This window comes from Hymenobacter sp. 15J16-1T3B, from assembly GCF_020711235.1.
In the GTDB taxonomy this organism is placed as follows: domain Bacteria; phylum Bacteroidota; class Bacteroidia; order Cytophagales; family Hymenobacteraceae; genus Solirubrum.
Genome location: NZ_JAJFAV010000035.1, coordinates 1 through 4,968 on the forward strand (window position 1 = coordinate 1; position 4,968 = coordinate 4,968).

General features: G+C 41.5%; 5 protein-coding genes. 4 read left to right on the forward strand and 1 reads right to left on the reverse strand.

Going from position 1 to position 4,968, the window contains the following annotated elements:
- The 4 genes from LJ737_RS26745 to LJ737_RS26760 form a co-directional block, all read left to right on the forward strand.
- Positions 1-550: hypothetical protein (locus LJ737_RS26745; protein WP_227769844.1), on the forward strand; the 550-nt coding region annotated here is incomplete at its 5' end.
- A 491-nt stretch (positions 551-1,041) separates the two neighbouring features.
- Entirely contained in the window at positions 1,042-3,258 is a 2,217-nt protein-coding gene (locus LJ737_RS26750; RefSeq protein ID WP_227769845.1) for a sensor histidine kinase, read from the forward strand.
- Positions 3,237-3,932, forward strand: coding sequence for a response regulator (locus LJ737_RS26755; RefSeq protein WP_227769846.1), 696 nt, complete (start codon positions 3,237-3,239; stop codon positions 3,930-3,932). The genes LJ737_RS26750 and LJ737_RS26755 overlap by 22 nt, the downstream gene beginning before the upstream one ends.
- On the forward strand, positions 3,929-4,582 hold the full coding sequence (locus LJ737_RS26760; protein WP_227769847.1) for an HNH endonuclease: 654 nt from the start codon (positions 3,929-3,931) through the stop codon (positions 4,580-4,582). The genes LJ737_RS26755 and LJ737_RS26760 overlap by 4 nt, the downstream gene beginning before the upstream one ends.
- Before the next feature lie 40 nt (positions 4,583-4,622).
- On the opposite strand, the gene LJ737_RS26765 is transcribed toward LJ737_RS26760, so the two are convergent.
- Positions 4,623-4,968: hypothetical protein (locus tag LJ737_RS26765; protein WP_227769848.1), on the reverse strand; the 346-nt coding region annotated here is incomplete at its 5' end.

The following is a 4,968-nucleotide window of genomic DNA, read 5'->3' on the forward strand; positions in this document are numbered from 1 at the left end:
GCACCGCCACCGCCAGGCCGATGACCTCCTCGAGGTCGAGCCGCCGGAGGATACGCCGGTCGACTCCACCGGCGCCGGACCGGAGTACAGCGCGGCATTGGTGCTGCCCCAACCTCCACCGCCATCCCTGCCCATCACCACCGGTTCATCCGGTCGTTGGGACTACCTGCAACAATGGCGCGAAGAAGACGAGGCCCGCAAACGCGAACAACAGCGCCAAGAAGAGCTGGCGCTGGCGCAACGGGCCCACCAGTACTACGAAGAAGCCATTGAGGCCTTCTTGTACTGGGAAGGGCAGAAGCTGCCCGACGAAGAACTGGAGAAGCTGCTGGTGTTGGCGCTCGATGGCTTGGCGCACTACAAAAGTCATCCGCAGCTGAAAGACTCGAGTAGCGACGCCCGCCGCCGGCTGAACGATCTGCGCGATGCTGCGTTGGTGCTCCGCGACACTTGGCAGGAAGCCCAGGCCCGCTTCTTCACCGGTTACAAAGCCAGCTATGAACTTTCGAAGAAATGGCGCAAGCAGCTTCGGGCCCGTCTGCTGGAGTAATCATTTGACGTTACGAAACGCTTCTGAAACGGCTAAGTAACGCTTTGAAACGTTTTGCTAGGTCGGGATACGAACAGTAACGGCTAAGTGAGCCACATGAAACCATCTCACATACTTGAGTCAGATAAATCTAGAACTGTCGGCAAAGATTAAGTAGATGCCCGTAGCAGGATAGCTGTTACTCCCGCTTATGAGAACTACAGCCTAGGACTGAGCTTAGGCTATGTACTATGATCCTATCGGCCTACTGCAAGCTGTGCTGAACGTTTGCAGTAGGCTGATAGGGTTTTCCTTACTGCATCATGTAGAAGACGGATCAGGGTACAGAATGCTACGATACCTTATCGCAGTCTTAGTTCGATTGAGCCTCACCTAGTGATGTGGTATACAATGGTTCGACTGTCATGCGGGAGTGTAAAGTTTATCCTACTTTCCTCTTGCAGTCCTGATGCATATCTCTATACTTTTGAACTCTCATCCCTTGTACTTATATGTCAGACAAAGCGTTTGCAGTCGATGCTAGAGTAATCCTTAATCTAGGTAGGCATAGCATCAAAGATCATACAACGGCACTAGTGGAGCTTGTTAAAAATAGCTACGATGCTGATGCTACCGTCGTTGATATTGAGATTATTGAAGATGGGATTGAAAGCTACATTAGTATAGCTGACAATGGGATTGGTATGACAGAAGCTCAATTGTCAACTAATTGGCTTCGTATCGGTTATTCTGAAAAAGTAGAAAATAAAACTACAAAAAAGAAGCGTAGGAAAACTGGTGAAAAAGGTATAGGACGCCTGTCTACAGATAGACTAGGGGCATGTGTCCAGATTATATCAAAAATTAAAGGCGAGACACAAAATGGTATAGAAATAAACTGGGATGATTTTGATGTTGTTGGTAAATCGATAAATGATATAAAAATAAAAACATTAAAAAAACCTGAAATTTCTGTGCCTTCAGGTGAGGGAGGTGGGTTAATTTCGGGTACGCAGATTATTATAAAAAAGTGGCGCCAATCATGGACTAAGGAGAATATCAACGTATTATATGAAGAGCTTTCCGCGTTGATAAATCCTTTTGTTGCGGCTAATGATTTTGCAATACAATTGAAGACTAACATCGATGATTCTTATTCTAAGAGTAGGTCTGTTAAGCCGACGATATCTGAAGCGGCTGAAGTCGAGGTAAAAGTGTACTTTGATGGTAAAGATTCAAATATAGTTTTTACTATAAAAGACAGGTATAATAAGGGTGAAATTGTTCAGCTGAATAGCTGGAGTCAAATTTATAGCCAACAACATGAAAATCAATTTACGTCTAGTGATGCCCCTAGCTGCGGTCCGGTTGAAATTGATTTGTATTTCTATCTGAATAAAGCCGTTACTTTAGATGACGGTACAAAATTCACGCTCTCTGATTTAAGAGAATTCTTGCAGCAAAACTCTGGCGTAAGAATTTACCGTGATGGTGTTGCAGTAAAGCCTTATGGCTACGCAAGTGGGCAAGGTGATTGGTTAGGATTGGGTGAAAGGAAGGCGAGAGACCCTTCGGGCGTGTCAAGAGCTTCTTATAAAGTTTCTCCTAACCAGCTTGTCGGTGTAGTTTTTGTTTCACGCGACAAAAATCAGAACATCATTGATAGTGTAGCGAGAGAAGGCTTGATTGAGAATGATGCCTTTAACGACATGAAGGATTTAATAAATGTCGGTATCACTGTGTTAGAGGCCCATCGTTTTAAGCTAAATAAAGAGGTTCAAAGAACTGAACCTAAGAAGATTGAAAAAATAGATAAGCTTGCTTCTATAAAAGACATAAGTAATAAATTGAGTGATGTTAAGGATAGTCTTTCGGAAATAGAACAGCAGGCACCTCAGCAGTTGTCGTTGCCATTAAAAAATAGTATCAAGACTATTGATGAAACTATTACTGAGAATGAAAAAGCTTATGGGTATATTTTAGGTGAAAATGAAAAGCTGCTCAGTGAGAATAGAGTTCTTAAAGGTCTGGCCACACTTGGGATATCGACGGCAGTTTTTGGTCACGAAACCCAAACTAGTATTAATCTATTAGCTTTATCTGTCAAGAACATAAAGGAGCTTTTTGAAGGCATACCTTTGAATGAACAGGCATTGTCAAACCAAATAGCAGTTGCTATAAAAGCGTCAAAAGCTGTTTCCGCATGGGGGCGGTTTGCGCTAACTAGAGTTCAAGTAGAGAAAAGGAGATTTGCTGCAAAGAATATTCGGAAAATAATCGAAGATACCCTTAAGGATCTAAAGCCATCATTAGATGCTAATAATATCGCGTTGACTATTGAGGCTGATAGTATCGTGTCGAAAGTTTATCCAATGGATATTGAATCATTGATTATTAATTTGATTACTAATTCTTATACTGCCTGTCTGCGGATGAAAACCAATCGAGCAATTAAGGTTACTTTGCTTCCTGAGGCAGTAAAAAAGGTTGATGGTTATAGAATATCTGTTATGGACTCAGGTCCAGGTATACACCCGGATTTTTTAGATATGATTTGGGAACCGTTATTTAGTACCAAGTCAAATAACAATAGCTTAAAAGTTGGCACTGGCTTAGGGCTGACCATAGTGAAATCTATAGCTGAAGAGTTGCATGGGCATGTCGACGCTAGCAATGATTCGGAGCTCGGTGGAGCCAGTGTGAAAATTTGGATTCCCAAAACAGCGTAACAATCAAAAAAATGAATGCAATAGGAATTGTTGATGACCGTGAGGATGTGCGCTCCACAATGAAAATCTCAATTGAACTAGCTTTGTCTAAGTTCAATAAGGAGTGGATTGTTGTAGATACACCTCCGTTTGTAGAGAAGGATGAGTATTATCCTTGGATCAAAGAGAATGGTGTTTGCGTTCTTCTAATGGATGAGCGCTTAAATGAAGAAATGATTGATGGAGAGACTAGCGTGGACTATACCGGGCATGAACTAGTTCAAGTAATTAGGGAGAAAGAGAAGGAGCTGCCAATTATTGCTATTACTTCTCATTCTGATGATGAAGACCTTCAAGAGAACCTGTCGTACTTTGATAATATTGTTGATAGAAATGAATTCAATTTAAAATCTGAAGACTATGTGAACAGATTCATTAGGTTTGGTCAAAAATTCATTGATCAATACAGGTCTGAGCTACTCGAAATATCCAGTATTTCGGATCGAATCGCTCAAGGTAGTCAGACCGATAAAGACTTAGAAGACTTGGCAGTTTTGCAAACGAAACTCAGCTTGGGCTATCAGGACAATACATTAAAAGGTCGTTCTGAGTGGCTCAATGAGTTTGAATCGTCAACAGAAGAATTAGAGCAGTTAAAGGACAAGCTCTGGCAATATCTAAGCTCACTGAAATGAAATGGATTGTTGTAGATAAGAGCAAGTCTGTTCAGCCACAGGGGTCAAAGTATAATCACCCTAGTTGGAAAGAGCAGGTTCGGCTAGAGTGTGAATGTCAATGCATTTATTGCGCACTACACGATAACCAATTTGGAGGCGCAAGGAATTATCATGTAGAACACTATAAGCCTAAGTCTATCGACAGATTCAAAGGGCTAAAACTTGATATTAATAATCTGTATTACTGCTGTGGTATTTGCAATACATTCAAAGGTGATGACTGGCCTAACGACTGGGATGTAGCTAACGAGAGCTTGATCTCTTATCCCGATCCGTCTAAATATGATTACAGTCAGTTATTCTATGTAGGAAATGATTACAAACTTGTTGGTAAAAATGTGTCTGGAAAATATATCGTTAATAAGCTGTTCCTTAATAGACCTCAACTTGTTTATGAAAGAAGAGAATATTCACTTCTTGAAAAATATAACTTGATTAAGGGGCAAGTCAATTCTATACTATCTGAAATTGCTGATAAGCATGAAGATGAGCTGGCTAATATTAAGGTTGAGCTTTTGAAGTTTTTTAAAATTGATAATCGTTTATCTAAGCTTTTAGATATTCGCAGACGCATCAGCCCTTATAATACACATGAGGTGAGCAGATAAATAAAAAACTCCACGGATTTACATTCGTGGAGTTTTTTATTTAGGAGGGGGTAAGAACCTGGATTGTATGCTCAATCTGCTGTTGACTAGGAAAATGGGTAGACTCTGAATTAATCGAGCTGCCAGTCATGCTTACTATTTCGTTGACGACGGGTTCCATATCTTCAGTGGCTAAGCCAATTACACGCCGACCAATCTCCTCAATGGTGTTAAGTGTTGGCATTGGCAAGGCTCGCACTTCGGTAGCACTGACCTGGGTATTTCCATTGAAAATGCGGAAAAACGCGTCGTAAATTTCGCTGTTAAGTAGTGCTGCCAATCCAGCAACTTGAATATTCGTCAATATGCCTTTCCGAGCATAGAGGTAATTTAGTTTGTTCTCGAGT